The sequence below is a fragment of the Sungkyunkwania multivorans genome (assembly GCF_042675645.1).
Taxonomy (GTDB): domain Bacteria; phylum Bacteroidota; class Bacteroidia; order Flavobacteriales; family Flavobacteriaceae; genus Sungkyunkwania; species Sungkyunkwania multivorans.
In genome coordinates, this window is record NZ_JBHTJH010000002.1 from 37672 (window position 1) to 64191 (window position 26520).

Here is a 26520-nt window from a genome sequence, read left to right on the forward strand (position 1 = left end):
AATGAAATCAAACACCCAAGGAAATATAGTTTTCTTTGGGTGTTATATCGTTTTTACTTCTTAACTTTGGAATTATAGCGATGTAATGCATCCTAACACTTAGAATCATTTTTAACTAATATATTAAACATGAAAAAACTTTTACCCTTCATTTTTTGTCTTGTATTTGGAACGACTATAAGCTATGGTCAAACTGTTTTGAGCCCGGGCGATATCGCCATTTTTTGGGGGCAAGCAGATACGCCAGACGATTTTGCATTTGTAACTTTTGTTGACCTGGCTCCTGGAACCATTATATATTTTGCCGATGCAGGAATCGTGCCCGGTGGTACGTTCGATCCTGCCGGATCAACTGAAGGAGCTACTGTATACACCGCTCCGGCAGGTGGCTTGCCTGCTAACAGCATCGTCCAATTTGTGTCTGGTGCTGCTGATTTTTCACCTTTAGTAGGTGATAGTCTCATCACAGGCGGTTTTGCAATTTCGACAGCAGGGGATCAAGTGATCGCTTTCCAAGATGCAGATGGTGACAATATCAATCCGGCTTCCAATCCTACTTTTATCTTTGCATTGAACTTAGGTTCTACCGGATTCACGGGTGACGATTCATTAAGTACCACTCAGACGAATTTACCAGCTGGCCTTTCTGATACAGGTTTGCCGAGAACAGCATTGGCCGTAGGTTCGGGTCCGGGAGTATCCGATGAATTTGACAATGCCGTTTACACAGGGACTTATACATTTGCCAGTACTATGGATGCAAAAATTGCGCTTACCGACCCTGCAAACTACTATGGCAGCAATCCAAACCCTCCTGGTCTTGATGCCACCTATGATGCAGCCGTCGCTGCAATACCCGCCAGTTTATCGGGTGCTGTTTTGAGTATTGAAGATGTGGCCCTGAGAAATAGCATTAAAACTTATCCTAACCCAACAAATGGAGAGATCTTTATCAAGAATGACGAAAATAAGCTTCTGACCAATGCTCAAATTGTAGATATCAGCGGACGCGTCATCAAATCCTATGATCTACGTAATGCCGATGTGGAAGAACGTTTGGATCTTTCAGGATTGACAACCGGAATCTATGTGTTGAGAGTTAATGCTGAAAACGCAAGCTTCTCAGAAAAATTTGTGATCGAATAAGATACTTCATCACATAACCTATTATAGAAAGCACCTTCCTTGTGTGCTTTTTTTATACCTCAACAGACGTAAACGCAAAAGAGCTTCCATCGAAGAGTCCCTTGTCTGAAAGCTTTAATGAGGGTATCACCAAAAGCGCCATAAAAGATAAGGTCATAAACGGTGCGCGCAAACTACTGCCAAGTTCTTTGGCTAACAAGTCCAATTCCGCATAGGCCTTTCCCACCGTGATGCCATCCTTATCACTCATGATGCCGGCCACTGGGAGCGACACCACTTTTTCGATATCTCCAGAGACAACACAGATACCACCTTTGTTTTTAATCAATAGGTTTACTGCCTTGCATATCATTTCGTCTGAGACACCCACCGCAATGATATTATGCGAATCGTGTGCTACCGAGGAAGCTATTGCGCCCGACTTTAAACCAAAGTTTTTTATAAAAGCGATTGATGGCGCTTGATCTTCATAGCGATTCACCACCGTCATCTTTAGAATATCGTCGGTAACGTTTGAAACAAGATTGCCCTTTCTGATCAAACTGTCTGCAATGATCTCATTGGTCACCAATTCGCCATCCAAGGCCTCGATGACACGAATGTTGTCTGTGGCACTTTCAAATTTGAAGTCGCCAACACTTTTCTTTTCACAATTAAAGTTATTCAAGACATCGAAGGATACTGACGGCACGAAAGACTGTCCATTTTCGGCAACCAATCGCCCATCGATATAGGTCTTTAACACCTTAAAATCCCTCAAGTCGTCAACAAGGATGAAATCGGCCGCATCGCCTTCTCGGAGCATTCCGACATCCAAGTGATAATGTTCGATAGGATTTAAACATGCCGCTTGGAGCACTTTAAAAATATCAACACCCTTTGCAACGGCTCTGGCACATAACTGATCGATATGCCCCAAAAGTAGGTCATCCGGATGTTTGTCATCACTACAGAACATCATATGCTCGTAATATTCAGGGAGCAAGTCGATAAGCGCCTCAAAATTCTTGGCAGCACTCCCCTCTCTAATGATCACCTTCATTCCCTTTTGGAGCTTTTCTAAGGCCTCGTCATAGCTAAAGCACTCGTGATCGGTAGAAATCCCCGCAGCGATATATTTTGAGATGTCCTCGCCTCTGAGTCCTGGCGCATGACCGTCAATTGGTTTGTTGTAATGTTTTGCCCAAGCGATCTTTTTCATTACTTCCTCGTCCTCAAATAGTACACCCGGATAGTTCATCATTTCTGCCAGGTATTTGATATCTGGATTGGAAAGCAAGTCCTTTATTCCAACAGCATCAATCGTTGCCCCAGCCGTTTCAAAATTTGTCGCCGGGACACAGGATGGCGCACCAAAATTGAACTTCAAGGGAACCTTTTTGCCATTTTCTATCATAAACTCTACTCCTCTCACTCCCATTACATTGGCAATCTCGTGCGGATCCGAGACCGTGGCAACCGTTCCATGAATTACAGCGAGTTTAGCAAATTCTGAAGGTACCAACATAGAACTTTCGATATGAATATGGGCATCTATAAAACCAGGTAAAATATATGAGTCAACATCATGTTCAACTGCCATTACCGATTTGATGTTACTGTTTTCGATATGAAGCTCTCCTTTAAATATTCGTTGATTTTTTATATCAACTATTTGGCCCTGTATCTTCATTTAAAATTTCATGTTTATAGCGAAGATAGCCGAAATTTATAGTGGCTGCAAAAGCATTCCCATAAGAAAAAGAGAGCACTTCGTTTGAAACATACCCTAAAGGGGATATTCCCCAAGCCGTTGCGTGTTTCGCCTGTTACAAGCTGCTTCCCTTCGAAATACTTTTGCCAGAAACCAATAATCATAACAAATGGCAACAATTAATTCTAAATGGGCGGCCACGCCTATCGATCTTTCAAATTCCTTATCACACGAGTCTTGGTCGGGAGCTGCTGATGTACAAATGACCATTCCTGGAGGATTTCTTTGGGTAAAGAACGACGCACAGTTCATGTATGCGGCATTGGACATGGTAGATGATACGACGAACAATCCGGGTACTGGCGATTATTTCTGGTTCACCTTTGACCGAAACAGAAATAAGGCGATCTCTCCTAACTTTGATGTGAACTACGGCCTGTATCCAGGGAATCCAAACAAGATGGGAAGGCAATACTATCTGGGACCTGGGTCTTGGACAGGTCTCATTAACGAAGCGTCTTTATCCGAATGCAAACAAGCATTCGAGGCTTCGCCAAATTCCACAACTCCGCATAGAATATGGAAATTCAAATTCAAACTTACGGATCTCAATGTAAGTCTGTTACCATTTTGGTGGATGTCGTATGTGAATTTTGGGCTACGTGTCCATTCTTCTGCCCCTAACAAGAATTGGGATACGCCCAATAATTTTTATACAAACTTCACCCATTTGCATAGGATCTATTTCTCTAGAAAACCTTCTATTGCGCCTTCCTTATCAGGACCGGTAATGGGAAGTGTTGGTTTGATACCCACCACACAGATCAATAGTAACACGGGGAAGGCGACCACAGCGGCCGGCTATTATGTGCATGTTACCGATGCTGCATTTGGAGGTCTTCTAAATATTATAGGCAATAGAACTACGATGCAGAATTTATATGGTTCAGGGGCGAGAAAGTACAAAATGTTACATCAAAAAGGAAAAAGTGGAACGTTTACCGAGTTCGAAAGTTCTTGGAGAAATTATCGATGGATTGCCAGTCAAAACAAATATGTTCCATTGAACTATTCGCCAGACAGCAACAATTATTATTGGATGCTAAATCCTAGCGTCGATTACTCAATCGATGATCTATTGCTTCAGTTCGATTCTACAGCCTTGGATACTGGCTTTCATCAATTCAAAATAGAATTCTACAACACCGCAAATGTAAAGATCCCAACGACTGCCCAAACTTTGACGCTATATATCGACAATAATGTCCCATCGGTGAAGATCGATGCCATAAAGCATGGAGTGAGCAATGTTGGCGCTTGCGGTATTGTTAATCTTACTAACAATACAGATGGAGTAAAAGTCATATATGATGCCTTTGATATTGAGGGGAATCTGCGTGCCTACAATTTGACCGCACAATGGGGCGAAGGACACACGGCTGTAATCGATAGTAAGAGCTATACACCATCGCCAACGGATTCATGGCAAGGCCAGAACAACATCCTTGCACCGAGCTCGGGAGTCTGGGTGCCACCAGTGACCTGTGCCTATGCTTTTAGAGTACGCGCCTGGGCAAGAACCACCAATGGTTATGGTTGGGTAGGCCATAATTCTGCGGTAAGATATGTGACGATGATCAAACCATAGGACATTTAGAGATGAGAAAAGGGTTCTAAAAAGTAGTCATTCCGACCCCGATGCCTCACGGGGAAGGAATCTGCCAAATTTCAACTAAAAGATAGACAGATTGCTTCTCCGCCCTAAGTGAATCGCAATGACCCGATATTGTACTTTTTAGACACCCTCTTTTCATTTATTCCTTGCTGGCGATCCATTCATCTACCATTATTTCCAAAACATTAAGAGGTACCGCTCCATTGGTGAGAACCACATCATGAAAATCTCTGATATCGAAATCATCGCCAAGTTTCTTTTTCGCCTTATCCCTTAACTCGAGGATCTTGATCATCCCGATCTTGTAGGCTGTGGCTTGCGCTGGTAAAACAATATGACGCTCCACCATCTTTATGGCATCGGACTCGGCATTTGGAGTATTTTCCGTGTAATATCTAATACCCTGTTCGCGGGTCCACTTTTTGGCATGGATTCCTGTATCTACCACCAATCGGCACGCTCTCCATAATTCCATTGCCAATCTCCCAAAATCTGAATAAGGGTCGCTATAGAAACCCATTTCTTTTGGAATGTATTCCGCATACAGTCCCCAGCCCTCTATATAAGCAGTGTAACCTCCCAATTTTCTAAACATTGGGATATTCTCTAATTCTTGAGCGATAGCGATCTGCATATGATGTCCTGGAATGCCCTCGTGATACGCCAATGCCTCCATCTGATAAATGGGCATGGCCATAATATCATACATGTTGGCGTAATAAGTTCCTGGTCTAGACCCGTCTATTGCAGGCTGTTGATAAAATGCCTTTCCAGCAGATTTTTCGCGAAATGCTTCTACTTGTTTCACAACCATATCAGCTTTTGGCTTTGTATTGAATAATTCATCCAAACGGCCCTTCATGCTATCGATGATACGCGTGGCTTCCTTCATATAGGCCTTTCTGCCCTTTTCCGAGTCCTCATAATAAAATTGTTGGTCTTCTTTCATGAATGCAAAGAACTCCTGAAGCGAGCCTTTGAAGCCAACTCGCTTTTTGATCTCGTTCATCTCCCCATGGATACGCTCCACTTCTCTGAGTCCAAGGTCGTGAATATCTTCTGCAGTCATCCCAGTGGTGGTGGTACGCACCAAGGCATTGTTATAAAAATCTAAGCCATTAGGTAATTTCCACACGCCGTGATCAGAGGTAGCTCTCTTTTGCTGGTCCTCTAATAGCGCAATCAATTTGGTATATGCAGGTTTGACGGACTTCAACATGGCCTCCTTGGCCTTGTTGACAAGCGCTTCTTTCTCTGTCTCTGAAATTTCAAGAAGCTCTACTTTACCTTTAAAGTCATTCAGAAGCGTACTTTCTTTCTCTGTAGCATCGAATGGTACGCCTGTTAAAATGTTTTTGCTTCCCTCAATGACTCTTGGAAAAACAAATTTTGGAGGTAAGATCCCTGCTTCCTCACGTTCTTTCATTCCCGCCATCAAATCATCAAACATCTCATCTACACCTCTCAGTCTTGCGATATAGGCCTCTGCATCACTCTTGTTGGAAACTTGATGCATATTGATCAAAAAAGCCGGTATCCTAGAATGAAAACCATACATCTGGTTTACAGGATAATCATATAATCGATATTTAAAGTCGGTGATTTCATTTTGCAATTGCTGTACTGCAAGCCGATAACTTAAGTTGGTGGATTTGTCCAAGGCATCAACGTGTACCGAGTCTTCAAGATAACGCAAACGAAGTTTGGCATCCTCATAATCCTGCTTTTCTCTTTCCAAGGAAAAATCATCCCACTGATCGTAGTTGGTCTTATCGCCCAAGCTGGTCTGAGACATAGGCGACCTAGCAATATTTTTCTCAAATTGTTGTTGAAACCACTCATTCAGCTTTTTAGAGGTCTCCACGACCTCTTCGGGAGAATGATGTGAGTTTTGTTTGGGCGATTTCTCACAACTCATAGCATACACTGCCATTATTGCCAATAGCAGTATTTTCAAATAGGTCAATCTCATTAAGTACGTATTGAATTAGTAGCTGAATAAATATACTTCAAAATCATTAAAAACAAAAAAGTGGGTGTATCAACCCACGCAGCGCTCGCGTGAAATACATTTAGTCGGAATTCGCGGCAGTCTGTTTTGTTTTCTCGAAATTTTGCAATCCTTCCCTTAGCCAAGTAGAATAGACAGCAGCGTCTGTATACTGTTGGGGCGTATTTAAGACCTCCATGTCTGGACTAAGTAGCACATAATATGGCTGAGACGCTGATTTGAAATTGACTGATTGAAAAGTACCCCATTTCTCTCCTACGGTTTCAATCTCTTTGATTCTTCCCGAAGATCGATATTTAAAATTGAATTGCTCGGCAACTGGGAGTTCTTTGCGATCATCAACATAGAGGGAGATGAGTATATAATCATTGCTCAACATATCATACACCTCATTTTTTACCCATACGTTCTCTTCCATCCTTCGGCAATTCTGGCAAGCCCAACCCGTAAAATCAAGTAATACCGGCTTATTTTCGGACTTGGCGACCGCCAGTCCCTCCTCAAAATCCTTATAGCAGTCCAATCCCAAGGGACAATCATTTTCGGTTGGGGAAACACTGTAAAACTCTGGAGGTAGTATTCCGCTTAACAAGGACAATCTATTGGTGAATCCAAATGCGAGGTAGGCTACAAACGCGATGGTTATCAACGATAAGCCTATTCGGGTCGTGCTCATTTTTTTTAAAGGCCCGTCATGGGGAAATTTTAATTTTCCAAATAGATAAATAACCAATAAAACAAAGATCAATATCCATATTCCGATAAAAATCTCTCTTTTTAACAATCCCCAATGTTCCACCAGATCGGCATTACTCAAAAATTTAAAGGCAAAAGCCAATTCTACGAATCCGAGAACTACCTTGACCGTATTCATCCACCCTCCAGACTTCGGTAGTGAACTCAACATATTTGGAAACAAAGCAAACAAAGTAAACGGAAGTGCAAAAGCCACTCCAAAACCAAGCATCCCAAATGTAAGATTCATGGCAACATCTCCTTCGCTGGTGGCCGTGCCTGCAAGAAGACCGCCCAAAATGGGCCCTGTACATGAAAAGGAAACCAACACCAGTGTCAAGGCCATAAAAAAGATTCCTATCAGTCCACCCCTATTGGATGCTTTATCCATCTTGGTGCTCCAAGAATTAGGAAGCGTTAACTCATAAAAACCAAATAATGAGAATGCAAAAAAGATAAAGACGGCAAAGAGGATGACGTTTAGCCAAGCATTGGTAGAAATGGTATTTAATATTCCTTCGTCAATCGAATCAAAAAGATGAAAGGGTATGCTCAACAATACGGCAATAGCAACGATTGATAATCCGTAAATGATCGCATCCCTTGCTCCCTGTGCCTTGCTTTTTGCATGTTTTGTAAAAAACGAAACGGTCAATGGGATCATTGGGAAGGTACAAGGCATCAATAATGCGACCAACCCTCCTAAGATGCCTATGAGAAAAAAGCCCCAAAGGCCTTTTTTCTTCGCCTCTACCTGATTGACATCTTCAAGCAGTTCTCGATTCTTGATATTTAGAATTAGGGCCTCCGTAAGTTCTTTATCCTTATCGGTAAAACTTTTAGTTTCTTCTATAATGGCACCACCATCTAAAACGAACGTAAACTCCTCGATCTTTCTGATACATACTTCTTTGCATACCTGATAATCTAACTCTGCCTTAATTTGTCTCAACGAGGCGTCCAGCAATGTGATCCGTTGTGTGATTTTTGCCTCTCCAACAAAGAAAACCTCGTCCACTTCAAATATCTCACTAAACTTGGTTTCGGTGGCGCTTTCCTGCGCCTTGCCGACGAGCTCGTATCCCAAGCCAGCATTTTCAAAAGTAATGACCATCGGCAGGGAACCGCCATCTGGAGTAAACTGTGAGTAAACATGCCATTCTGGAGCGATCTCTGCTTCAAATGTCAGATCATACGCTGTCTCGGATACCTTCTTTACGGAAGTGGTCCAAGAAGCATACTGTTTCTGCGCGATGCCCTCAAAGGACAGTAGAAAGGCCAAGGTCAGTAAAAAATACCTCATGGAGTATAGGTGATCTTTAAAATTTGTTTAGTGCTTTTCGTCACTTTGAATCGTTCGTCCAATCGTTTCCCAATGACCCAAACGATGTGTTCTGCATCGCATAAGAGCCACTGGTTTTCTTTGGCGATCAAGGAAAACTTCTCGTCCTTAAAAAATTTACTCAACTTCTTTTTCCCTTGCATTCCTGCTGGGTAAAAATAGTCACCATTTTCCCATCTCCTTACAGTTAGAGGGAACTTTAACTTTTCTTTATCAAGGTGTGCAATTCGTGGGCCTTCGGCCAGCACATAGGCGACACTTTCTAGTTTCAAATTAATAGGTTTCGTAGTCGAACTTTCGTCATCCTCGATTAGAAAACTTCGCTTCCTCACCTTCGGTTGAATTTCTTGAATAAAGAGACTTTCGCGATCCTTTAGCAAACGATGTGTCTTCGAGAAAATCTGCTTTCCAGTCTGTGCATCTATTAAGGCTGCCACATCATCCCACTCGGTAAAACCAAACTCTTTGAACAACTCATAGAGATAGGCCGGCCTCGGATTTAAATTTTTTAAATGCGATATTGGGATTCGGTATACGCCATCCTCCCTATTAAAGAGGACCTGCTTATATTCGTTGATATGCTTAGCAACCAAAGCTTGGCTACCATTCAAATAGCGAAGTGTTCTCTGAAAGCTATGGATAAACGAAGGATTGAGTTCTTTTAAACTAGGAACGATCTCGTGCCGTATCTTATTTCTCAAATATTTTGTCTCTGCATTGCTCCCATCTTCTCTCCATGAAAGCTTTTGGTCTTTCGCGTAGTGTAAAATATCCTCTCTGGCGAAAGGCAATAATGGTCGTGCGATGTTATCGTTGATCGCTGGAATACCCGTGAGTCCATCCAGACCAGCACCTCTTGACAAATTTATCAAAAAGGTCTCGATAACATCATCCGCATGATGTGCCGTAAGGATATGGTCAAACCCACTTTCCTTTGCTATCTCTTCGAACCACTGGTAACGTAGTTCCCTCGCCGCCATTTGTACAGAAATTTTATTCTTTTTTGCGTAGGAGGCCGTATCAAAATTTGCACTGAAGAATTGAACGCCGCTTTTTTTTGCAAAGGCTCTCACAAATTCCTCATCCATATCGCTATCGGCATCTCTCAATTTAAAATTGCAATGTGCAATGGCAATCTTGAGCTTGGCCTTTATGCAGAGATGTGCCAGGACCATACTATCTAAACCACCGCTGACAGCAACAAGCAATTTTCCGTTGTGAAGAAACGGGAAATTATCTTCAATATGTTTAAAAAATTTATCGGTCACAATACAAAGTTAGCACCAACGTGATCGTCTATCCAAGTAGTGACGATCTTTAATGCCTTGTCTTTCTCAAGATCGTTATGCAATTCGTGATACCCTCCTTTGAAGAGATGTAGTTTGCTCATTGGAGCTTTCGCCTCCAATTCTACAGATGCCTTATGATCTATCAATCGATCATCTGTCCCGTGAAGCAATAAGGTAGGGACCGACAATTCCTCGGCTTTCTTTACCACCCATTCGCCAGCATCCATGATCGGAAAAGAAAACATCGGACTCACCTTATCGTGAACTAATGGATCTTCCTTGTATTTGGCCACTTCTGATGCATCTCTAGAAATCGCCTCGACCTCCAAACCTGAGGCCAAGGTGATACCTGGCGAAACACCCATCAGCATTTTGCCAACAAGCATTTTCCACTTTGGTGGGTCAAATGCCAATCGCAAATAAGGACTAGTGGCGATAACACCTGTTACCTTATGCGGACTTCTCAATACATAGTTCAATACCAGATTACCTCCCATGCTGTGTCCATAAAGAAAAACTGGCAACCCTGGAAAGAGATCTTCGGCCTTTCTCACTACAATACCCAATACAAACATGAGCGCATCGTAATTGGGGCAATGACCTCGTTTCCCCTCAGTCTCACCATGACCAAAATTGTCATAAGAAACGACAGCTATATTCTTTTTTACAAGTTCTGGGACGACAAAATCTGCGTAGCGACCAGAATGTTCTCCAAAACCATGTACTAGAACCACCACCGCTTTGGCTTCTCGAGGCTGCCAATGTTGGCCAAAAAAAAGTGTACCATGACTTTGAAAGTGAAACTTTTTGTGGTTGATCGACACTTGCAAGTAAGATATTGGTTAGATAGCCCCTAAGCTACAAACGATCTATTAGATGACAAAATCTTTATGCGTCAACCTTCCAACACCTCTCGCATCGCTTTGGCCTTGATCAGGCATTCTTCGTATTCTCTTTCAGGAATCGACTTGGCGGTGATAGCGCCTCCTACCGAATAGGAGACATATTTTACCCCCTCATTATAAAGAATTGAGCGAATGACAACATTGAAGTCGAAATCACCCTTTGGTGTAAAATATCCAACTGAGCCACTATACAGACCACGCTTGGTCTCCTCTAAATCCTCTATGATCCTCATGGCTGAAACCTTTGGGGCACCAGTCATGCTTCCCATCGGAAATGTGGTCGCAATGACATCCACTGGAGATGTCGATTCATCAACCTCAGAAACCACTGTAGAAATCATCTGATGCACCTGTTCAAAGGTGTACACCCTGCATAGCTCTTCTACTTTTACAGAACCTTTGATAGCGGTCTTGGAAAGATCGTTGCGAACCAAATCGACGATCATTACATTTTCACTGCGCTCTTTTGGGTCATTTGCTAACCGATGCTTCAAGAAATAATCGTGCATCGCTATCTTTGAGCGTTTTGAGGTCCCCTTGATAGGTTGGGAAATAATCCTATTGCCCTCTTTCTTCAAATAGCGTTCAGGCGAAGCCGACAGGAGATAATTTTCTTCGAGCTTCAAAAAGGTTGCAAATGGTGGATGTGATATATCATTGAGATGTTGGTATGTTTTAAGTGGGTCGATAGTGGTATTCTCCGCATAGAATTCTTGACAAAAATTTGCCTCATAAATATCTCCCCGCTGAATATGCCATAGCATTTTTTCCACCTTTTTTCGATATTCATCTTTATGAATTCTCAATTTTATCTTTACGCCTTTCGAATTTTCTGTTGCTGAATGTGTCTCTTCAATAGGATGCGTAGAGCGCATCTTTTCTATTTCTTCTACATCAATATCAATTTCATCATCTACCAAAGGCAAGTATAATAGCTCTAGATCATTGCCCCTAAAAATGAATATCTTTTTAGGTTGAAAGAAAAATAGATCGGGAAAACACAAACCATCAAAGTTGGTAGAGGTCAGTTTTTCTGTATCATTTTTTAGATCGTACGTGAGGTATCCAAAGAGCCAATCTTTCGTGGTCTGCTGATATTCACTCAACTTTTCGAAGGCATTTTCGGTATCTGTTTTTATACTGGTAAAGGCATCAACTGCGAGAATTACATCAAAGGCATTGTTGTCGTCGCGATGACCATTGGCATCCAACCACACCACTTCTTCAAACTGTTGTGCCCATGCCAACAACTTATTTTTGAAAGTTTTAGCGTCTTTTAGTTGAATTTTCTTCGAAATACGAAGCATAAATTATCGAATCTGCAATTTTTCGCTAAAATACAAATTCAATGTCGAGCGTATCTAAAAAATTACAATCTTTGAAGTATCAAATGAGCAAGATAGACTACATATTATTGTTACTCAACTTAAAACGACCCGTTTTAAGACCGGTTATCATTCGTCGCGCTCCCCGCCGTCGCCCGTAAGGGTGTACTTCAATTTTGGAGTCTAGATGCGTTCGACTCCCCTTTCCAAAAGAATACTTTCATTTAATTTTTTGTAACTCAAAATCATGAGCATGCAAATCGTTGTTGCCAACAAATCGCACGTAAAATACGCGCACATCATCTGTAAGACCATTGAAGATTCTGCCAAGGATCGAGGTACAGGAATCGCCAAAAGATCTCCTGAGTATATCATCGAAAAGATCGAAAAGGGAAATGCGGTCATCGCTTTAGAAGAGGATGTTTTCGCTGGCTTTTGCTATATCGAATCCTGGGGTCATGGCAAATATGTTGCCAATTCTGGATTGATCGTCAATCCCGATTTTCGAGGGCAAGGTTTGGCAAGGAAGATAAAAAAAGTGGTCTTTGAACATTCCAAGACAAAATTTCCAGATTCAAAGATATTCAGTATTACCACCGGCCTGGCGGTAATGAAACTCAATTCTGAATTAGGCTATAAGCCCGTGACCTTCTCTGAATTGACGGATGACGAATTGTTTTGGAAAGGTTGTCAGACCTGTAAAAATTACGATGTGTTGACAAGGACCGACCACAAAATGTGCCTGTGCACAGGAATGCTCTATGACCCCAAAAAAGTTGAAGATGTCAATGAGCATCCGTATGACAAGAAGGTGTTCAAAAGATTGAAAAGTATCAAACAATCCCTGTTTTTAAAGAAAAAACCATGAGTAAAAAACTCGTCCTAGCATATAGCGGTGGTTTGGACACCTCCTATTGCGTTAAATATCTTAGCAAAGAGCATGGCTTTGAAGTTCATGCTGTCAGTGTCAATACGGGCGGATTCTCCGCTGAAGAGATCGCGCAAAACAAAGAAAGGGCTCTGCAACTAGGAGCAGCTAGTTATATAAACATTGATGCCATCGACGCTTTTTACCAAAAAGTGGTGAAATATCTCATCTTCGGAAATGTGCTCAAAAATAACACCTATCCTTTATCGGTGAGTGCGGAACGAATCGTACAGGCCATAGAAATAATCAACTACGCCAAAAAATTGGGTGCTACGGCGATCGCGCATGGAAGTACGGGTGCAGGAAACGACCAAGTGCGATTCGACCTCATCTTCCAAGTGATAGCACCAGAAATAAAAATTATCACTCCGATCAGAGATCAGCAGCTATCTCGTGAGGCAGAAATTGAATATTTGAAGCAAGAGGGCGTTCACATGTCTTGGGAGAAAGCAAAATATTCTATCAATCAAGGACTATGGGGTACTAGTGTTGGTGGTTCAGAAACATTGACCTCACATCAATCGCTTCCAGAGGAAGCTTACCCAAGTCAGCTCGAAGAAAAAACACCGATCGCGGTAAAGCTCACATTCACGAAGGGCGAATTGACAGCGGTGAACGATGAGCAGAACACCCCCGTTGCCAATATCGAAAAGCTACAATCCATCGCTTCAAAATACGCCATTGGACGAGATATCCACGTGGGCGATACCATTATTGGCATTAAAGGAAGGGTTGGCTTTGAGGCCGCCGCCCCGATGATCATCATCAAATCACATCACACTTTGGAAAAACATGTATTGACCAAATGGCAACAGCATCATAAAGAGCAGCTGGGTAATTGGTATGGGATGCTATTGCACGAGGGGCAGTATTTGGATGCCGTGATGAGAAACTTTGAGACCTTTTTGGAGGATACCCAAAAAAATGTCTCGGGAGATGTCCTTGTAACGCTTTATCCCTACCGGTTTACTATCGATGGTATTCGATCACAGCATGACCTTATGAATGCCTCTTTTGGGAGTTATGGCGAAATGAACAAGGGCTGGACCGCTGATGATGCAAAAGGTTTTATCAAGATAACGGCCAATCAGAACAAGATCTATCAAAGTGTGAACAATTAGTTTGTCATTTCGAATGATTTTTCTCAATGGAATGATGAAAAATCGTATCAAGAACAGTATTCATATAACCTCTCGATACCAATCTTTTCAGATGCTCTTACAAAGATTCACTCGAAACGACAGCTAACAAGTAAACAAAGCAATAAATGAAAATAAAAACAGGAATTATAGGAGGAAGTGGATATACCGGAGGTGAACTGATTCGGCTGCTATTGAATCATCCCAAGGCGGTAATAGATTTTGTATTTAGCACTACCAAAGCGGGACATTTGATCGCTGAGACACATCAAGACCTATTGGGGATCACTGACATAAAATTTTCTAACGCCCTAAATACCGAGGTCGATGTGGTCTTCCTTTGTTTAGGGCACGGAAACTCGACTGCTTTTCTCAAGGAACATCAATTTTCGGCAGCGACTACCATCATCGATCTAAGCAATGACTTCAGATTAGAAAAAGATGCCGTTCTAGAGGGAAAAGAATTTGTTTATGGACTTCCAGAATTGCAAAAAAATACGATTCAAAAAGCAAAATATATCGCAAACCCAGGATGTTTTGCAACAGCCATTCAACTAGCCTTATTACCATTGGCCAAGGCCAAAAAACTTCAAAATGAAGTACATATCAATGCCGTAACGGGAAGTACTGGAGCGGGAGTTAAACCATCGACCACCACTCATTTTAGCTGGCGAAACAACAATGTCTCTTGGTACAAACCTTTTACGCATCAGCATTTGGGTGAAATAAAACAAAGCCTGAAACAAATGCAGGGAACTGAAAGTGAACTGTTCTTTATGCCACAACGAGGAAACTTTGCGAGAGGAATCTTTGTCACGGCCTATACGCGATTCGAAGATTCCCTAGAGGCTGCCCAAAAGCTTTACAGTGATTTTTACGCACTTGCCCCTTTCACCCATGTTTCTTCCAAGGAAATTCATTTGAAACAGGTGGTGAATACCAATCAGTGCCACATCCATTTGCATAAATATGAAAACACCTTGCTCATTACCAGCGCTATCGACAATTTGTTGAAAGGCGCTTCTGGGCAGGCCATACAAAACATGAATATCATTTTCGGACTAGAGGAAACCGAAGGATTACAGCTAAAAGGTAGTTTTTTTTAAAAAATCAAGAGAGTATCATATGAAAATAGCCATTATCGGAACTGGAAACTTAGGATTGAGCATCGCCAAAGGACTCATCAAGAACAATACCACCACCTCGCTATACCTCACCAAGCGCAATACCGAGAGTATTGAAAATTGGGAAGAATATGGCAATGTGAAGGTCACTGCAGACAATCGTGAAGCGGTGAAAAAATCAGATATTTTGATCTTTGCTGTACAACCCAATCAATTTGAGAGTATTCTCAAAGAGATCAATGATCTTTTGCATGAAAACCACGTAGTGATATCTACCATCACCGGTTTTAAGATCGAACGAATGGAAAGCATTCTCGGAAGTGATACAAACATCATTCGCAGCATGCCCAATACCGCGATCTCTGTAGGAAAATCGATGACCTGTTTGTGCGCCAACGAAAAGGGGAAGAAGCGCATCCAACTCGCCGAAGCTATATTTAATGGCTTGGGAACGTCGATCATTATCGAGGAACGTTTGATGCAGGCCGCAACCGTCATATGCGCAAGCGGTATTGCCTTTTGGATGCGACTCATCCGAGCAACCACCCAAGGAGCAATCCAATTGGGCTTTGATGCCGAAGAAGCCCAACAAATGGCCATGCAGACCTGTGCAGGCGCCGCCAATTTGCTCATCCAAGGTGGAAATCACCCGGAACAGGAAATCGACAAAGTCACCACACCTCGAGGCTGTACGATCGAAGGTCTCAACGAAATGGAACACCAGGGACTTAGCTCTTCTCTTATCAGAGGTATCGTGGCCTCCTTCAACAAAATAAATCAGATCGCCGAAAAATAATACTATGCAACTATTCGATGTATATCCATTGTATGATGTGACGCCTATCAAAGCAAAAGGCGTTTATGTTTGGGATAAGAACGGCACTAAGTATTTGGACCTATATGGCGGACATGCGGTGATCTCTATTGGCCATGCCCATCCGGCCTATTTAAAAAGAATAAGCGTACAACTAAATAATATCGGTTTTTATTCCAATGCGATTCAAAATCCTTTACAAAAAGAAGTAGCTGAAAAGTTAGGTGCTATCTCAGGCTGTGATGACTATCAATTATTCCTCTGTAATTCTGGTGCCGAAGCTAATGAAAATGCACTCAAACTCGCTTCCTTTGCAACGGGCAGACCCAGAGTCATTGCCTTTAAAAATGCCTTCCATGGAAGAACCTCGGCCGCGGTGGTCGCTACAGACAATCAAAACATCGTTGCGCCTATCAATGCACAACAACAAGTTACGTTCTTGGAATTTGGTGATATCGAAGGTCTGAAAGTGGAATTACAAAAAGAAGACGTATGCGCCGTGATCTTCGAAAGCATTCAAGGTGTTGGCGGGTTGGACGAACCATCAACAACTTTCATTCAAACCACAGCGTCCTTGTGCAAATCGCATGGAACAAAGCTTATTGCCGACGAGGTACAATCGGGCTTTGGGCGAACAGGCGATTTTTTTGCGTTCCAGAAACACGGTATTGTTCCAGACATCATTTCCATCGCGAAAGGAATGGGCAATGGCTTTCCTGTCGGAGGTATCCTAATTCACCCAAGTATCGAAGCTAAATATGGAATGCTCGGCACTACCTTTGGCGGGAATCATTTGGCCTGCGCAGCAACCTTGGCGGTGCTCGAGGTGATCGAAAATGAGTCGCTGATGCCCCATGCCAAAAGGATGGAATCCTACTTTATAAAAAAAGCCAAGCAACTTCCACAGTTGAAAAAAATAAAAGGTCGTGGATTGATGCTCGGGCTAGAATTCGATTTTGAAGTGGGAAAACTGCGTAAAAAACTGATCTATGAGCATCATATTTTTACAGGAGGAAGCAGCAACAAAAAACTATTGAGAATCCTACCGCCACTAAGCATTCAGAATAAACATATCGACCAGTTCTTCGATGCTTTAGAACTGGCGATGGTAAATACAGCGGTCTAACATGAAACACTATCTAGACATCACAGCTATCGATCATGTCCAAAGTTGGATAGATCAAGCCTTACAATTGAAGGTGGATCCTTTTCAATTCGAATCACTCGGCAAAAAGAGGACACTTTGCATGCTTTTTTTCAATCCGAGTTTGCGAACGCGTCTCAGCACCCAAAAAGCAGCAATGAATTTAGGGATGCAAGTGATGGTGATGAATTTTGGATCCGAAGGCTGGCAATTGGAATTTGAGGATGGGTCGATCATGGACGCTGGAAAGGCCGAACATATCAAAGAAGCAGCCGCCGTAGTATCGCAATATTGTGATATCCTTGCTATTCGCGCCTTTGCCTCTTTGACCGACAGAGAACAGGATGAGGCAGAATTGGTACTGAATAGCTTCAAAAAATACGCCACCGTGCCAATCGTAAATATGGAGAGTGCTACAGCGCATCCACTGCAAGCATTAGCCGACGCCATCACGATAACAGAATTCAAAAAGGTAGAACGACCCAAGGTCGTTTTGAGCTGGGCGCCGCATCCAAAAGCCTTACCGCATGCGGTCGCAAATTCATTCGTGAAAATGATGCAATTGCAAAACGTTAATTTGGTGATCACGCATCCCGAAGGCTATGAATTGGATCCGGCCATCACAAAAGATATGTCTGTCGAATACGATCAACAAAATGCTTTTAAGGATGCAGATTTTGTCTATGTAAAAAACTGGAGTAGTTATAAGAACTATGGAAAAGTACTTTCCAAAGACAAAAATTGGATGATCACCCAACAAAAAATGCAATTGACCAACAATGGAAAGTTGATGCATTGTCTGCCCGTACGAAGAAATATGGTGATTGAGGATGCCGTTTTAGACAGTGACAATTCTATCGTCATTGAACAGGCAAATAACAGAACATTTGCAGCGCAATTGGTGCTGAAAAAATTATTAGGTCGCTATGAAAACTGACAATAAAAAAGATTCCTACCGGCGCAGGAATAACAAAATAAATGTTATAAAGATCGGCGGAAATGTCATTGAAGATGAAGCAAAACTGACCGCCTTTTTGAAGGATTTTGCCGCCATTGATGGTCAGAAAGTTTTAGTACATGGTGGAGGCAAGTTAGCGACACTATTAGCTGAAAAGCTAGGCATACCAGCTAAGATGCATCAAGGACGACGCATTACCGATGCTCAGACCTTAGAGGTGATCACCATGGTCTACGGTGGCTTGACCAATAAGAATATCGTTGCCAAACTTCAAGGTTTTGGTTGCAATGCAGTTGGACTTTCGGGAGCTGACGCAAATACCATCGTAGCCCATAAACGTCCCGTGAGAGCAATAGATTATGGCTTTGCAGGCGATATTGACCATGTGGATGGTTTTAACATTAAAAAACTTCTCGAAATTGGATTGACGCCCGTTTTTTGCGCTATCTCGCACGATAAAAATGGGCAATTGCTAAACACCAATGCCGATACGATCGCAGCCGAAGTGGCAATCGCCCTAAGTGAATTCTTTGATACCACCCTATACTATTGCTTCGAAAAAAATGGCGTCTTACGAAATGTGGAAGATGAGAATTCGGTCATTGAAAAGATCGATAAAACGGCATACAATGAACTGAAAAGAGAAGGGATCATCGCGGATGGGATGCTTCCTAAAATGCATAATTGCTTCCATGCGCTCGATAATAAAGTTGTTAAAGTTTGTATCGGAAACGCAACAATGTTTACAAATAATCGTCAGTTATTTACGACCCTAACCTTATGAACCAACAACAACTAACCAATAAGGCCCTTGAATTGCTGCAAAATTTGATAGCAACACCTTCTTATTCTTCTGAAGAGGATGAAACTGCAGCGCATATCGAAGATTGGTTCGAAGCGTTTGATATTCCTTTTGAACGAGCCGATAATAATATCTGGGCATTCAATAAATATTTTGAAGATGGAAAGCCCCTGCTGCTTCTCAATTCTCACCACGATACGGTAAAACCAAATTCGGCATACACGCGCGATCCTTTTAAGGCCGACATCATCGATGGAAAATTATTTGGCTTAGGGAGCAACGACGCAGGTGGATGCCTGGTTTCGTTGCTTGCCTTATTCACTTATTATTATGACAAAAAAGACTTGAACTATAATTTGGTCATGGTCGCTTCTGCCGAAGAGGAAAGTTCTGGTGCCAATGGGCTAAATAGCGTATTACCAAAACTTCCGCATATCGATGTGGCAATTGTAGGAGAGCCAACTTTGATGAATTTGGCCATTGCCGAAAAGGGATTGGTGGTCTTTGATGGCGTCGTCAATGGCACGCCGAGTCATGCTGCGCATCCTAATGATGACAATTCCATTTATAAAACGATCAAGGCACTTGAGTGGTTTAGGGATTACAAATTTGAGAAAGTGTCTGAGGTGCTAGGCGAAGTAAAGATGACCGTTACACAGATCAACGCTGGAACACAGCATAACGTCGTTCCGGCAAAGACCGAATTGGTGATCGATGTTAGGGTGAATGACAAATATTCCAATCAGGAAGTATGGGATACCATCGCCGAGAAGGCGCCTTGCGAGGTGACACCGCGTTCTTTGCGTTTGAATTCATCTTCCATTCCGATCGAACATGAACTGGTACAGGCCGGTATTGCTTTGGGAAGAACCACCTATGGCTCTCCTACCCTTTCAGACCAGGCGGTGCTAAGCTGTCCTTCTCTAAAATTAGGGCCCGGCGACTCTACCCGTTCGCACAGTGCTAATGAATTTATTTATGTCGAAGAGATAAAAGAGGGCATTGCTATTTACATACAATTACTTAAGAAAATACTATAAAACTGAGATCAGAGACCTAACCCGTAAAACCAAAAAGACATGAAACTCTGGGAAAAAGGCACCGCGCCACATGAAAAAATTGACCAATTTACTGTTGGCCACGACCGTGAACTCGATCTTATTTTGGCAAAGTACGATGTGCAGGCTTCAAAGGCACATGCAGAAATGCTTGGAAAAATTGGAATTCTCACCGATGAAGAAGTTGCACAACTCATCATGGGACTCAATGATATTTCCGAATGTGTGCATAATGAATTGTTTACCATCGAAGAAGACTTTGAAGATGTACATTCAAAGATCGAATTCTTATTGACCAATAAATTGGGCGCTGTTGGAAAGAAGATCCATACGGCGCGAAGCCGCAACGATCAAGTCTTGGTCGCCATGCATCTATATCTCAAGGATGAACTGAATCAGATCAAGGACCAGACCAAAGAACTATTTGACCTGCTATTAGACCTTGCAGAAACTCATAAAGATACATTATTACCAGGCTATACGCATCTGCAGATCGCCATGCCATCCTCTTTTGGACTTTGGTTCTCCGCCTATGCAGAAACCCTTATCGATGATCTTTATTTCATAGAGGCGGCCTACAAGATCGCCGACCAGAACCCTTTAGGAAGCGCCGCGGGTTATGGAAGTTCCTTTCCCATAGATAGAGAGATGACCACCGAAGCTCTTGGTTTTAGCACCCTAAAGTATAATGTGGTTGCGGCTCAGATGGGACGAGGAAAGGTAGAAAAAAGTACCGCTTTTGGTATTGGTAGTCTAGCGGCCACCTTGGCCAAACTTTCCATGGATGTATGTCTCTACATGAGTCAAAACTTCGATTTTATAGGATTTCCTGAAGAATTGACCACGGGAAGTAGCATTATGCCGCATAAAAAGAATCCCGATGTATTTGAATTGATTCGCGGTAAATGCAACAAACTGCAAGCGCTTCCCAATCAATTGGCGATGATGACGACGAATTTGCCAAGTGGGTACCACAGAGACCTACAATTGGTAAAAGAGGTGATCGTTCCAGCGATCCAAGAGCTAAAATCGTGTTTGGAGATGGCCCATTTCACCTTAAAGGATATCATCGTAAAAAGCGATATCGTCGATTCGGAAAAATATAACTACATGTTCAGTGTTGATACGTTGAACGAACTTGTTCAGAATGGCACACCCTTTAGAGAGGCCTATCATTTGATCGGAAGGCAGATCGAAGAAGGTACGTTCGTTCCAAAGAAGAATATCGACCATACCCATGCGGGAAGTATTGGAAATCTTTGTTTGGAGGAGATTAGGAATAAGATGAAGGCGCATTAAATCCAGTCTTTTTTAGTACATTTAGTGTTCTAAACCAACCTGATACATTATGAAATCCCTCTCAACGCTCTGTGGAGTGCTTGTTGCATTCTTCCTTTCCTTCCAAGCAATTGCTCAAACTCCACAAGGCATCAATTATCAAACTGTGATTCATGATACTGGAGGTAACATTGTTGCTAATCAAAACATAGGATTTCAATTGGCCATTTATAAACTAGCCACGCCAACAGAACGCTATGAAGAGACCCAATCGGCTATGACCAATAGCTAAGGAGTAGCCTCACTCATATTAGGACTCGGAACTCCAGTAACAGGAACTTTTTCTTCTATTGATTGGAGCTTGCCTGACGCTTACTTTTTAGAAGTTGCGGTAGATATTACCGGAGGAACCAACTATCAGGTTATCGGTACTACCCAGATCGTAAGTGTCCCATACGCCTTACAGGCGGAGAAAGCTGCTGATCTAAGCAAGTTCACCGTTGATAATGACCTACTCACTTATGACACTGCCAATACCGAATGGGTAGGTAAAAGTTTATCTATAAACAACAATGGCAGTGGGCAGGCTCACAACATCACACAACCCTCATTAGGGTTAAATTACATCATATCTTTATTTGGCACATTTCCAAGCCCTAGTAGGTACACGGAACGTGGTCCAAATCCTTTTTATGCCGAGATCATTTTGTTCGCCGGGAATTTTGCTCCCCAAGGTTGGGCCTTTTGTCACGGACAATTACTACCCATCTCCAGCAATACTGCACTCTTTTCGATTTTAGGAACCCAATATGGCGGCGATGGCATAACCACATTTGCCTTGCCAGATCTCCGAGGGAGAGTTCCTGTGGGTGTAGGAAATGGTCCAGGTCTAAGCAACGTGAACGAAGGTCAGCAGTTTGGCGCAGAGACCCATGTGTTGACCACGAGTCAGATGCCATCTCACAACCATGGCACCACCCTGACCCAATCGACAAGAAAGACATCTCAAAAAGAATAATGCCAAATCCTATTATCGTTGAACAATCTTTTACTGTTCCAGTGGCTGCTGTTTGGAACGCCGTCACCGAGCACGAGCAAATGGTTCAATGGTATTTTGAAAATATTCCAGACTTTAGACCTGAACTCGGTTTTGCGACGGAGTTCAACGTCTCAACTGGCGAAAGAGACTTTTTACATCACTGGGAGATCACAGAGGTCATTCCGCAGAAAAAGATTAGCTATACTTGGAACTATCCCGACTATGAGGCCGAAGGAATTGTGAGCTTTGAGCTTTTTGAACAAGACCAGAATAGCTTGCTAAGACTAAGCTGTTTTGGCATTGATAATTTCCCTCAAGACATTCCAGAGTTTACATGAGAAAGTTGTGAAGCGGGTTGGAATTATTTCATAAAGGAGCGTTTAGCTGCTTTTTTAGCGCATTAAGTCTTACATTTTATAGAAATCCCTTCATAAAATTCTTGAGAAAAGCAACAAAGACCGTATTATTGCTTTTCAAAATTGATCATTATGCATTTCAACATTCTAAAGCCTCTACGAACTTTTATCTTAATTGTTCCCATACTTTTTATTGGATGCGAGCAATTTTCTTCAGAAACCGATTATAATTCGTTATCCTACAAAGAAGATTTTCGCCTCGCAAAGGTCGAGGATCGGTATCAGATGTATCTTCCAAAATTTATGAAGTCCACGAACGACCTCAACGAGGATGCTTCCTTGCAGTTCAAAAATGAGTTAAAGGAGACCTACACCATCCTTATCGATGAGACCAATGAAGAAGCAAAGGCCGCTTTGCAGATGCTTGGCAGTTATAAGGATTCCATTTCCATGCTGGAGAATTATATTGATTTTCAAAAGGAAAATCTTACTCAAGATGTAGAGGTGATTTCCTTAAAAGAACCACTAAGAAAGAGAATCGACGGGATGCCTGCAATGACCTTTGAAACGACGATAGCGTTCGAAGAGATCATTTATCCGGTGAGTTACCATGTAACGGTGGTCGAGGCCAAAGAGAGTCTCTTCATGATCATGTCATGGACCTTAAAATCCAGAAAAAAGAAATACTTCCCTTATTTCGAAAAAGCCAGTAATAGTCTAGAGGTGTTCAAAGCACGGGAAAGTGAGGTATTTCTCGATTGAAAAGAACACTAAACATTTGTTAACTAAACGTTTAATAATAATCATTGGTAGTACTTTTACTTAAAACTACGCTATGAAATGGTTGTGCCTCTTTATTTCGTTTTTTATGATGACTGAATTGATACTTTTCGACTTCAACAGAGAAACCGACATCAACGAATGGCGCGTTGTCAACGATGGAGTCATGGGCGGGTTGTCCGAGGGAAGTATCCGACTGAATTCGGATGGACATGCGGTATTTTCGGGAAGCATCTCACTTAAGAATAATGGCGGGTTTTCTTCGGTTCGTCATCGGTATAAGACCAAAGAAGTATCAGGTTATAGCAAAGTGATGCTTAGGGTAAAAGGCGATGGCAAGAAATATCAGTTCAGAATAAAAAGCAACAGGTACGACAGACACTCCTATATCGGGGAGTTTACTACTTCAGGCGATTGGGAAACTATCGAGATCGATTTCTCTAAGATGTATCCTGCTTTTCGAGGCAGAACTTTGGACATTTCCAATTATCCCGGAGCGCAACTCGAAGAAATAGCATTCTTGATCGGCAATAAAAAAGCAGAGGATTTTAAATTGCTCATCGATAGTATCAGTCTGCGCTGATGGTATTTTTCCTTCATTTTCTAAAACACAATATTACATTGGAGGGGAACCTACTTGGGCAAATAATTCTACTCGTTTAATTATAGGTCCCTGATGCCTTTGCCGTCGTTGTCATATGATCAACGATCGTTTGCAGCGCATTGTGACCATATTTTCCATCCAAGGTCTTATCAAAAATCGTGACCTTCCCGATTGGAAATGGTGCATGAACAACAATTTTCACATGCATCGAGATTTTCGATGATGTTTTCGAATACTTGCTTACCGTGACATCCACATCTGGATTGGAATGCACCTTTTTACTGATGTTCCCTGAAACGGCGATGGGTCCACCTTGCACATGACCACTTTTAACACCTGAGTATTTTGCATCATAATTGATGGCAAAATCGCCGGGTGCAGTCTCTACAAGTGTGAGGGTCGTTGACACCTTCTCTGCTCCAAAGGCAAAGCTGTGTTTGTCTGTTTTTGAATCAATAACTGTGTTTCCCATGATTTTTGGTTTTATGGTTTATTGCAAGTTATTCAATATCAATATTTTAGGTGAACGTAGAAATACCTGTTTCCAAAAAATGGAGAATATACTTGCCCTTTGATATTCCGATACAATAATTCGTAAAAACGATTGTAAAATCGTACTTTTAATAGATTCATCAACTAATCATAAAAATCTTAGACAATGACCGTAAACGCCTATGCCGCCCATGAAGCAGGAGGTGAATTCTCTCCCTTCAAATACGAATTGCCAGAACTTGAAAATGAAGAAGTCGATATCAAAGTGCATTACTGCGGCCTTTGCCATTCGGACCTTAGCATGCGCGACAATGATTGGGGCATGACCCAATATCCCTTTGTTCCTGGTCATGAGATTGTCGGCGAGGTCATCGCTGTAGGCAGTGAGGTCAAAAATCTAAAAGAGGGGGATCTGGTCGGCCTAGGATGGAATTCAGCATCCTGCATGCACTGTATTCAATGTATGGATGGCAGTCATCACTTGTGTCCTTCGGTCCAAGGCACCATCGTGGGTAGGCACGGAGGCTTTGCTGATAAAGTGAGAAGCCACTGGTCTTGGGCGGTACCTTTACCAAAAGGATTGGAGCTAAGTAAAGCCGGTCCTTTATTTTGTGGTGGGATTACCGTCTTTAATCCAATCGTATTGTCAGGTGTGAAGCCAACAGATAAAGTGGGAGTCATCGGAATCGGTGGTCTCGGCCATATGGCATTGATGTTTTTGAACAAATGGGGATGTGAGGTCATTGCCTTTAGCTCCAACCCTAAGAAAAAGGACGCGATCATGGAGATGGGGGCTACCAAAGTCATTAATTCTACAGACCCAGAAGAATTAAAGAGCATAGCTGGTTCTTTAGACTTTATTTTGAACACGACCAATGTAACGCTCGATTGGGACTCTTATTTGGGCACATTATCTCCAAAAGGGAAGTTTCATACCGTTGGTGCTGTGCTAGAACCTATGGCCATCCCAGCCTTTAGTCTAATTTCAGGAGAGAAATCCGTTGGCGGAAGTCCGTTGGGGAGCATCGCTCTGACGCGAAAAATGTTAGAGTTCTGCGTGCGACACGATATCTATCCGATCGTAGAAGAGTTTCCAATGGAAAAGATCAATGACGCCTTTGACCACTTACATGAGGGAAAAGCTCGCTATCGTATTGTGTTGAAAGCGTAAAGGCCTTTAGATATTCGCCAAGAATGTTTCCAAGCGTTCCTTCAATTCGATAACCGATTCCTCATCGGTGATCTTACCGTTGGAAAAATTATGGCTGAATGAAGGCAACGAGAACGTATCCATGATCTCTGCCCCAAAGCGAGGAAGTATACTTTCGGCTTGGGTGATAGCAGAGACTGCCCCGCCTCTCCCAGTGCTAGCTCCCAGCAAAAACACTTTTTTGCCTGATAAGAATTGCCTATCCAATCTAGAGAACCAATCCAGTAAATTTTTTGCATAAGCGGAAAGCCCTCCATTATGCTCATTTACAGAGATGATCAGCGCATCCATTTTTTTGATATCCTTGTTCAACTCGACCATCGAATTAGAAAAACCTTCCTTCTTTTCTATATCTGCGCTGTACATTGGAAAGGGGAAATCTGTCATTTTGATGACCTGGACATGGTGGTCTTTTATCAAAGAAGTTACATAGCTTACCAGCTGATGATTAATAGAAGTTGAAGAGTTGCTTGCTGCGAATGCTAAAATATTACTCATGTGGCACATCGATTAAAGAGTTCCAAAGATAGGGTGAATATGTCGTAAACCCATTCATCGAAAAATGTTAAAATGCTCTTAACATAGCCATAAAAAATCGTACGTTTGCGGCAAATTGTTAGTTGTGGATACATCCAAAGACGACTGACTTTCAGTATATAAGGAAAAATTATCG

Annotated in this window: 25 protein-coding genes; 17 read left to right on the top strand and 8 right to left on the bottom strand. The window is 42.2% G+C overall.

Annotated features, from left to right (window positions below; translation table 11 throughout):
• The first annotated feature begins 129 nt into the window (after window positions 1-129).
• The gene (locus tag ACFQ1M_RS01500; RefSeq protein ID WP_386402807.1) at window positions 130-1146 is read left to right on the top strand and encodes a T9SS type A sorting domain-containing protein; all 1017 of its coding nucleotides are present in this window, start codon (window positions 130-132) and stop codon (window positions 1144-1146) included.
• A 52-nt stretch (window positions 1147-1198) separates the two neighbouring features.
• Here ACFQ1M_RS01500 and ade read toward each other — a convergent pair whose 3' ends face one another.
• Window positions 1199-2818: an adenine deaminase gene (ade, locus tag ACFQ1M_RS01505; RefSeq protein WP_386402810.1), complete on the bottom strand. Its 1620-nt coding sequence runs from the start codon at window positions 2816-2818 to the stop codon at window positions 1199-1201.
• 190 nt (window positions 2819-3008) lie between these two features.
• Between ade and ACFQ1M_RS01510 the strand changes: the two genes are divergently transcribed.
• Complete coding sequence (locus tag ACFQ1M_RS01510) at window positions 3009-4487, top strand: hypothetical protein (protein ID WP_386402813.1); 1479 nt, start codon at window positions 3009-3011, stop codon at window positions 4485-4487.
• A 166-nt stretch (window positions 4488-4653) separates the two neighbouring features.
• On the opposite strand, the gene ACFQ1M_RS01515 is transcribed toward ACFQ1M_RS01510, so the two are convergent.
• The 5 genes from ACFQ1M_RS01515 to ACFQ1M_RS01535 form a co-directional block, all read right to left on the bottom strand.
• Window positions 4654-6486 carry a DUF885 domain-containing protein gene (locus ACFQ1M_RS01515; protein WP_386402816.1) on the bottom strand — a complete coding sequence of 611 codons (1833 nt, stop codon included), beginning with the start codon at window positions 6484-6486 and terminating at the stop codon, window positions 4654-4656.
• Between the two features lie 100 nt (window positions 6487-6586).
• Window positions 6587-8563, bottom strand: a complete 1977-nt coding sequence (locus ACFQ1M_RS01520; RefSeq protein ID WP_386402819.1) for a protein-disulfide reductase DsbD family protein — start codon at window positions 8561-8563, stop codon at window positions 6587-6589.
• Window positions 8560-9870 (bottom strand): tRNA lysidine(34) synthetase TilS, encoded by a 1311-nt coding sequence (tilS, locus tag ACFQ1M_RS01525; RefSeq protein WP_386402822.1) that lies wholly within the window; start codon window positions 9868-9870, stop codon window positions 8560-8562. The genes ACFQ1M_RS01520 and tilS overlap by 4 nt, the downstream gene beginning before the upstream one ends.
• Window positions 9867-10715, bottom strand: coding sequence for an alpha/beta hydrolase (locus ACFQ1M_RS01530; RefSeq protein WP_386403050.1), 849 nt, complete (start codon window positions 10713-10715; stop codon window positions 9867-9869). Before ACFQ1M_RS01530 ends, tilS begins: the two co-directional genes overlap by 4 nt.
• A 71-nt stretch (window positions 10716-10786) precedes the next feature.
• A complete protein-coding gene (locus ACFQ1M_RS01535; protein ID WP_386402825.1) occupies window positions 10787-12103 on the bottom strand; it encodes an anthranilate synthase component I family protein in 1317 nt (438 codons plus the stop codon).
• 271 nt (window positions 12104-12374) lie between these two features.
• Here ACFQ1M_RS01535 and ACFQ1M_RS01540 point away from each other — a divergent pair, with 271 nt between their 5' ends.
• The 14 genes from ACFQ1M_RS01540 (at window position 12375) to ACFQ1M_RS01605 (ending at window position 24124) form a co-directional block, all read left to right on the top strand.
• Complete coding sequence (locus ACFQ1M_RS01540; RefSeq protein ID WP_386402827.1) at window positions 12375-12989, top strand: GNAT family N-acetyltransferase; 615 nt, start codon at window positions 12375-12377, stop codon at window positions 12987-12989.
• The gene (gene argG / locus ACFQ1M_RS01545; RefSeq protein ID WP_386402829.1) at window positions 12986-14170 is read left to right on the top strand and encodes an argininosuccinate synthase; all 1185 of its coding nucleotides are present in this window, start codon (window positions 12986-12988) and stop codon (window positions 14168-14170) included. The genes ACFQ1M_RS01540 and argG overlap by 4 nt, the downstream gene beginning before the upstream one ends.
• A 146-nt stretch (window positions 14171-14316) precedes the next feature.
• Entirely contained in the window at window positions 14317-15294 is a 978-nt protein-coding gene (gene argC / locus ACFQ1M_RS01550; RefSeq protein WP_386402832.1) for an N-acetyl-gamma-glutamyl-phosphate reductase, read from the top strand.
• A 19-nt stretch (window positions 15295-15313) separates the two neighbouring features.
• Window positions 15314-16108, top strand: coding sequence for a pyrroline-5-carboxylate reductase (proC, locus tag ACFQ1M_RS01555; RefSeq protein WP_386402835.1), 795 nt, complete (start codon window positions 15314-15316; stop codon window positions 16106-16108).
• 4 nt (window positions 16109-16112) lie between these two features.
• Complete coding sequence (locus ACFQ1M_RS01560; protein WP_386402837.1) at window positions 16113-17252, top strand: aspartate aminotransferase family protein; 1140 nt, start codon at window positions 16113-16115, stop codon at window positions 17250-17252.
• A 1-nt stretch (window position 17253) separates the two neighbouring features.
• On the top strand, window positions 17254-18207 hold the full coding sequence (locus ACFQ1M_RS01565) for an N-acetylornithine carbamoyltransferase (protein ID WP_386402839.1): 954 nt from the start codon (window positions 17254-17256) through the stop codon (window positions 18205-18207).
• A complete protein-coding gene (argB, locus tag ACFQ1M_RS01570; protein WP_386402842.1) occupies window positions 18197-19012 on the top strand; it encodes an acetylglutamate kinase in 816 nt (271 codons plus the stop codon). Before ACFQ1M_RS01565 ends, argB begins: the two co-directional genes overlap by 11 nt.
• A complete protein-coding gene (locus ACFQ1M_RS01575) occupies window positions 19009-20070 on the top strand; it encodes a M20 family metallo-hydrolase (protein ID WP_386402845.1) in 1062 nt (353 codons plus the stop codon). The genes argB and ACFQ1M_RS01575 overlap by 4 nt, the downstream gene beginning before the upstream one ends.
• A gap of 39 nt (window positions 20071-20109) precedes the next feature.
• The gene (gene argH, locus ACFQ1M_RS01580) at window positions 20110-21387 is read left to right on the top strand and encodes an argininosuccinate lyase (RefSeq protein WP_386402848.1); all 1278 of its coding nucleotides are present in this window, start codon (window positions 20110-20112) and stop codon (window positions 21385-21387) included.
• Between the two features lie 49 nt (window positions 21388-21436).
• Complete coding sequence (locus tag ACFQ1M_RS01585) at window positions 21437-21658, top strand: hypothetical protein (RefSeq protein ID WP_386402851.1); 222 nt, start codon at window positions 21437-21439, stop codon at window positions 21656-21658.
• Window positions 21659-21727: 69 nt separating this feature from the next.
• Window positions 21728-22384, top strand: a complete 657-nt coding sequence (locus tag ACFQ1M_RS01590) for a phage tail protein (RefSeq protein ID WP_386402854.1) — start codon at window positions 21728-21730, stop codon at window positions 22382-22384.
• Window positions 22384-22743 (top strand): SRPBCC family protein, encoded by a 360-nt coding sequence (locus ACFQ1M_RS01595; RefSeq protein ID WP_386402857.1) that lies wholly within the window; start codon window positions 22384-22386, stop codon window positions 22741-22743. The genes ACFQ1M_RS01590 and ACFQ1M_RS01595 overlap by 1 nt, the downstream gene beginning before the upstream one ends.
• 150 nt (window positions 22744-22893) lie before the next feature.
• The gene (locus ACFQ1M_RS01600) at window positions 22894-23523 is read left to right on the top strand and encodes a hypothetical protein (protein ID WP_386402860.1); all 630 of its coding nucleotides are present in this window, start codon (window positions 22894-22896) and stop codon (window positions 23521-23523) included.
• Between the two features lie 106 nt (window positions 23524-23629).
• Window positions 23630-24124, top strand: a complete 495-nt coding sequence (locus tag ACFQ1M_RS01605; protein ID WP_386402863.1) for a CIA30 family protein — start codon at window positions 23630-23632, stop codon at window positions 24122-24124.
• A gap of 76 nt (window positions 24125-24200) precedes the next feature.
• On the opposite strand, the gene ACFQ1M_RS01610 is transcribed toward ACFQ1M_RS01605, so the two are convergent.
• Entirely contained in the window at window positions 24201-24617 is a 417-nt protein-coding gene (locus ACFQ1M_RS01610) for a hypothetical protein (protein WP_386402866.1), read from the bottom strand.
• 186 nt (window positions 24618-24803) lie between these two features.
• Here ACFQ1M_RS01610 and ahr point away from each other — a divergent pair, with 186 nt between their 5' ends.
• Window positions 24804-25808: an NADPH-dependent aldehyde reductase Ahr gene (gene ahr, locus ACFQ1M_RS01615; RefSeq protein WP_386402869.1), complete on the top strand. Its 1005-nt coding sequence runs from the start codon at window positions 24804-24806 to the stop codon at window positions 25806-25808.
• Between the two features lie 6 nt (window positions 25809-25814).
• On the opposite strand, the gene ACFQ1M_RS01620 is transcribed toward ahr, so the two are convergent.
• A complete protein-coding gene (locus ACFQ1M_RS01620; RefSeq protein WP_386402872.1) occupies window positions 25815-26345 on the bottom strand; it encodes an NADPH-dependent FMN reductase in 531 nt (176 codons plus the stop codon).
• Window positions 26346-26520 lie beyond the last annotated feature (175 nt).